This is a genomic window from Microcystis flos-aquae FACHB-1344, from assembly GCF_014698375.1.
Lineage (GTDB): Bacteria > Cyanobacteriota > Cyanobacteriia > Cyanobacteriales > Microcystaceae > Microcystis > Microcystis aeruginosa.
The window spans coordinates 1-4,040 of the sequence record NZ_JACJSW010000076.1 but is presented as its reverse complement, the minus strand read 5'-3'; the positions used below and the strand labels follow the sequence as shown (position 1 = coordinate 4,040).

Sequence of the window (4,040 nt, the reverse complement as noted above, 5' to 3'; positions counted from 1 at the left end):
TTGACATAGTTTTGTAACCATGACCAACTTACCCCTGTTACTCTAGCAATTCCTCGCAAGTAAATTCGTTCGAGCAAGAGTTGATCAATTAATTGTTTGGTTTCGTCAGAGACGGTTTTATTAGTGGGATTGATCACAAACGGTTGACCACACTCTTTACCTTGACGTTTGGGTTTTCCATTATGAATAGAACCATTCTTGATCGTATGGTGAGAACCACAACGCTTGACAGGGGAATAGAGGTGAAGGTGGTATTTTGTTCGGTGCTAGACTGATATTTGAGTAAGCCAGACAGGAGCCAGAAAAAGATATTTATCAGAAAAGTCATGATCAAGCTAGAGGTTTAAAGACTGATTGGGTTCCAATTATTTTTATTAATAAATATTTGACACAATTCATACCAGGTAAGCAAGAGGGCTACGGCACTACTACCGAATCATTACCAACATTCCTAACCCACATTAAACCTAGCCAAAAAGCAGTCAAAGCCCACACAGACGCGATAAAAGGTGTAATTAAAAAACACAAAACAGCACCTCAATCAGCCCTGATTAGTAAATTAAACCCAATCATTAGAGGATGGGCAAACTACTATTCAGGAGTAGTATCTACGGATACCTTCAATAAACTAGACCATACAATCTGGTTAATGTTAAGGGCATGGACAGTAACAAGATGCGGTAAAGCAAGCTACAAAAAGCTGAAAAACTACTTCAGTCCTGGAACAGTTAAACTCAGCAATGGGAAAGAAAGACGAGAATCTTGGTTATTCAAAACCCAAGAAGGACTTCATTTATGGAAACATAACTGGACTCCAATCGTCAGACATACCCTAGTACGCCCCGACGCTTCACCTTATGACGGAAATTGGACTTACAGGGCGACCAGACGAGGACAAGCAATCGACACACCCACAAGAGTAGCCAAACTACTTAAGAAGCAACAAGGCAAGTGTAACCGATGTGGGCAGTATTTCACCCCATCGGATTTAATTGAAGTTGACCACATTCATCCTTTAAGCTTAGGTGGAAAGGATGAATATAAAAACCTTCAACTATTACACCGCCACTGTCACGATGATAAATCGGCATCTGATGGAAGCCTAGAATCATCTGGTTTGACATCCTTCGTGGAATTTGTCAATCTAGATATTACAGGGTCAACCAAAAAGAAGTCAAGCTGTATCCTTAACAAGGGAACAGTCAAACTAGGAGCCGTGTGAGGTGAAAGTCTCATGCACGGTTCTGAATGGGAGGGGAGGTCGGTGACGACCTTCTCGACCCCTAATAATGCAATCCTTGCTATCAAAGTAATTTCAGTTCCAAGCTGATTCGGAGCATCTTTCAATTTGACAACGCCCACTCTTGCAATAGGCAAAAGGGGGAATAAATAATCATTCTTTAATAACCGGATTTAGTATAAATCGAAACCCTAGCCAGAAAAATCGGAAAAACAGCCCTAGGGTTGCTCGCGAGTGCTATAAAGGTAGATAGTCATCTCGATCGCCTAATCGTCCTAACTATGCCACGCACTCAACGTAACGATAATTTTATTGATAAATCTTTTACCGTCATGGCGGATATCATTTTAAAGATACTCCCCGCCAATAAAAAAGCCAAGGAAGCCTTTGTTTATTACCGCGATGGGATGTCTGCCCAAGCTGACGGCGAATACGCCGAAGCCCTCGATAATTACTATGAGGCTTTAACATTAGAAGAGGATCCTAACGATCGCAGTTATATCCTCTACAATATCGGCATTATCCACGCTAGTAATGGCGAGCATGAAAAGGCTCTGGAATACTACGAAGAAGCTATCCAACTTAATCCCAGAATGCCCTCCGCTTTGAATAATATCGCCGTTATTTACCATTTTCAAGGGGAAAAAGCTAGAGAAGACGGTCAACAGGCCGAAGCGGAAGCACTCTACGACAAAGCGGCAGAATACTGGAAACAAGCCATCCGATTAGCCCCCAATAACTATATTGAAGCCCAAAACTGGCTGAAAATCACCGGGCGATCGGAAATTGATGTTTTCTTCTAAATTGAGAATTCAGGAGTCGGTCGTCAGGAGTCAGAATTCAGGAGTCGGTCGTCAGGAGATTGCTTTTATTTATTATCCCCACTCCCTCACTTCCCCACTCCCCCATTCCCCCATTCATAATTCATCATTCATCATTTCTCCCATGATCGATCGAGCTACAGTTGAAAAAATCGCCCATTTAGCCCGTTTAGAGATTAATAGCGGCGAAGAAGAACAATTTGCGGGGCAATTAAGCGGGATACTGGATTATTTCGACCAGTTAAGCGAATTAGACACGGAAAATGTGCCACCCACCACGCGAGCGATCGAAATTCAAAATATCACTCGCGCCGATAGTAATAGACTTTATCCCGATCACGAGGTCTTAGTGCAAGAATCGCCGGCCCCAGAAGGGGATTATTTCCGGGTTCCCCGTATTCTCAACACCGACGAAGACTAAATCAGTGATCAGTGATCAGATTTGAGTTTTCAGTTCACTGATTACTGATTACTGTTTACTGTTTACTGATCACTGATTTAGATGCCATCTAGGGTTTTTGCTGCTATCTTGGACTAAGATCAGACCTAGCAATGGAGACATAATATAATGATCGCATCTCAAGATGTGGCACCATTTCAGCTTATTTCGAGCGTAGAATCGGCAGCAACAGAATTTAGGCCCTGGGGTTCTTTCACCACTCTAGAAGAAGGTCTTGGTTATAAAATCAAGCGCATTGAAGTGAATCCGGGTCATCGTCTCAGTTTACAGATGCACTACCATCGCAGTGAACACTGGATTGTCGTTTCGGGAACGGCAAAAGTCACCTGTGGAGATAACGAAGAAATTCTCGGAGCCAATCAGTCCACTTATGTGCCGCAGTGTACCGCTCACCGCCTGGAAAACCCCGGGGTGATCAAATTGGTGTTAATTGAAGTACAAAATGGGGAATATTTAGGAGAGGATGATATAGTCCGTTTTCAGGATGATTATGCTCGCCATCAGAGCTAAGACTGTGTTTAGGGAGACAGAAGGGGAAGAAACTATTTTTCGCCCAAAAAACCTTTTTAGGTTAGTCTGCCTGACTGTCTTCCCTACCCTCAAGGCTTGTCAAGTTCTAGAAAAATTTTCTTTTCGGGCTGGGTAGCGGTTTTCTCCATGGCAGGTAAAGGCGCGGGGACGGGGATTGATTTTGACCATGTTGTGAGCAAAGAACGGGTAAAATCAGCAGAAAAATAAACTTCCCCTAGACCCTGTTTAGGAAGCTTGAGGAAAGCTGGGTTAGGGGAAATGATTTATTCCTTTGCTGGATTAACTTCAGCATATAACTCTCATTTGTCAGGACTATAACGGCCGGATGTCAATTCTGTGACAAAGAAAAGCCCCTCAGGAGTCGGGCAAGAGGCAAGGGGCAATGATTCATGCGGGAGGGAGTGAGGAAACGGCTTAATCTTGTTGATAAATGCGGCAAAAAACCAAGGGAATTTGCAAAAAATAAACTATATGTAGGGTTTGCTGAATAAATGTGAAATGTAGGCAAGGTAGGGGTTTTGTGGCTTTTCTTGCTCCCACAGGTGCAAGATTTTGAGAGAATCGTGCTTCAAAACCTGGCGTCTTCATCGGCCCGCGTCCTGTAGGGGCGAAGCATTCGGGCAATAACCTATCGGTGAAACCGTAGATTTTCTATCCGAATGCTTCGCCCCTACTTTTTGCCGCAAACCCTATCTATCAAGGGATTTACTATACCTGAACTTCCCCCGTATAAATATACTAGCTATGGCTAAAAGTCTTACAGAGCCTGAGTTAAAGCAATGTACTACTAAGAAACTACTGGCTACAAAATCCTGAAATCCTTACGCAGACAGGGTTTGAGGCAAAATTTTTCAAATTTGACCCTTCGACCATTATATAGCAATCCTAAATCATTTTTTAAAAACAACTGTATTGATGAATTTTAGGAAAATCAAATTTATGATCATCAATACAAAATTCAAATAAAAATTTGACAATCTTAAAAGAC

At 42.5% G+C, this 4,040-nt stretch carries 3 protein-coding genes and 2 pseudogenes; 4 read left to right on the top strand and 1 reads right to left on the bottom strand.

Annotation, left to right across the window (positions count from 1 at the left end; all coding sequences use genetic code 11):
* Positions 1-45: 45 nt before the first annotated feature.
* A pseudogene (locus H6G48_RS26115) lies at positions 46-328 on the bottom strand (IS1/IS1595 family N-terminal zinc-binding domain-containing protein); the annotation flags it as partial.
* A gap of 120 nt (positions 329-448) precedes the next feature.
* Between H6G48_RS26115 and H6G48_RS05910 the strand changes: the two are divergent.
* The 4 genes and pseudogenes from H6G48_RS05910 to H6G48_RS05895 all read left to right on the top strand — a co-directional run.
* Positions 449-1,211 (top strand): annotated as a pseudogene (locus H6G48_RS05910) (HNH endonuclease); the annotation flags it as partial.
* 310 nt (positions 1,212-1,521) lie between these two features.
* Positions 1,522-2,043 carry a photosystem I assembly protein Ycf3 gene (locus H6G48_RS05905; protein WP_002770118.1) on the top strand — a complete coding sequence of 174 codons (522 nt, stop codon included), beginning with the start codon at positions 1,522-1,524 and terminating at the stop codon, positions 2,041-2,043.
* 142 nt (positions 2,044-2,185) lie between these two features.
* Positions 2,186-2,482 (top strand): Asp-tRNA(Asn)/Glu-tRNA(Gln) amidotransferase subunit GatC, encoded by a 297-nt coding sequence (gene gatC, locus H6G48_RS05900; RefSeq protein ID WP_190720036.1) that lies wholly within the window; start codon positions 2,186-2,188, stop codon positions 2,480-2,482.
* Between the two features lie 147 nt (positions 2,483-2,629).
* Positions 2,630-3,031, top strand: coding sequence for a phosphomannose isomerase type II C-terminal cupin domain (locus tag H6G48_RS05895; protein WP_002760121.1), 402 nt, complete (start codon positions 2,630-2,632; stop codon positions 3,029-3,031).
* Positions 3,032-4,040 lie beyond the last annotated feature (1,009 nt).